The 1,181-nt window shown below is 56.5% G+C and carries 2 protein-coding genes; one reads left to right on the top strand and one right to left on the bottom strand.

The annotated features are described in order from the left end of the window. Positions 1–505: bifunctional hydroxymethylpyrimidine kinase/phosphomethylpyrimidine kinase (locus tag P792_RS38775; RefSeq protein ID WP_035439823.1), on the top strand; the 505-nt coding region annotated here is incomplete at its 5' end. On the opposite strand, the gene P792_RS27690 is transcribed toward P792_RS38775, so the two are convergent. After that, the coding region (locus P792_RS27690) for a response regulator transcription factor (RefSeq protein WP_023978574.1) at positions 488–1,181 on the bottom strand (694 nt) is incomplete at its 5' end. The genes P792_RS38775 and P792_RS27690 overlap by 18 nt on opposite strands.

Genomic DNA, 1,181 nt, shown 5'->3' with positions numbered 1-1,181 from the left:
CCCCTGTGTGATTGACCCGGTGATGATCGCTACGAGCGGTGCGAAACTGATAACACCGGATGGTGAGGTCGCTTTGGCGCAACTCTATAAGCGCTGTTTCATGCTCACGCCGAATTTGCCGGAACTTGAGGTGCTCCATGGTACTGCCATCTCGTCTGAGGATGACATGCTGGAGGCTGCTCGGGGTCTGGCCCGGTCGCAGGGGATCGAGTGGGTTCTGGCGAAGGGTGGCCATTTACCCGGGCCGCATTTGACGGATATCCTCGTTAACCGGGAGACCACACGCTTATACACCGATGGACGGATCGAGACGCTTCACACTCACGGCACAGGGTGCACTCTAGCCAGCGCGATCGCTACCGGTCTTGCGCAGGGGCTGGATGCTCCGGCGGCGGTGACGCGGGCGCGTCATTATGTCCGGCAGGCCATCTTGCAGGCACCCTCCTATGGAAAGGGAACTGCCCGCCCGATGAACCATCTTCCTTCGTCAGAGCGCGGGCTGTAGCGCTCCAAGAGAATGCTGGGATGGCTCCGTAACCGGGACCACAGAGACAGGCTTGTTTTCGTCACGAAGAACGTAACCCCGACCCCAGACTGTGCCAATCATCTGGCCCGCGCCAAATTGCTGCAATTTGCGCCGTAGCTTGCAGATGAACACGTCGATGATCTTCATTTCCGGCTCGTCGATGCCACCATAAAGGTGGTTGAGGAAGGCGTCCTTCGTCAAAACATTCCCACGCCGTAGCACTAATAGCTCCAGTATGGCGTATTCCTTGCCGGTCAACTGTACAGGATTGCCATTGACCGAGGCACTCTTTGCGTTGAGGTCGAGCGAAAGCGGTCCTACCGTCATGACTGTTGTGCTGAACCCTCTTGACCGGCGTAGTACAGCCTGAAGTCGTGCCAGCAATTCGTCAGTATCGAACGGCTTGGTGATGTAGTCATCGGCTCCGGCATGGAGTGCCTTGATCTTGGCCTGGGGGCGCGTCATTCCGCTCAGGACAATAATCGGGGTCTGGATCTGGGTTTTGCGGACCCGTCGGATGACTTCATATCCTTCCAGATCTTCGAGTGTCAGTTCTGTAAGGGCAAGATCATAATCATAATGGCGCAGCATATCGATTGCTTCATGCCCGGTCTGGGCATGATCAACAGTAATACCGCCCTGTTTGAGTGTTTTG

The organism is Asaia sp. SF2.1 (assembly GCF_000505765.1).
Lineage (GTDB): Bacteria > Pseudomonadota > Alphaproteobacteria > Acetobacterales > Acetobacteraceae > Asaia > Asaia bogorensis.
This window is presented reverse-complemented; position numbering and strand designations above follow the sequence as displayed.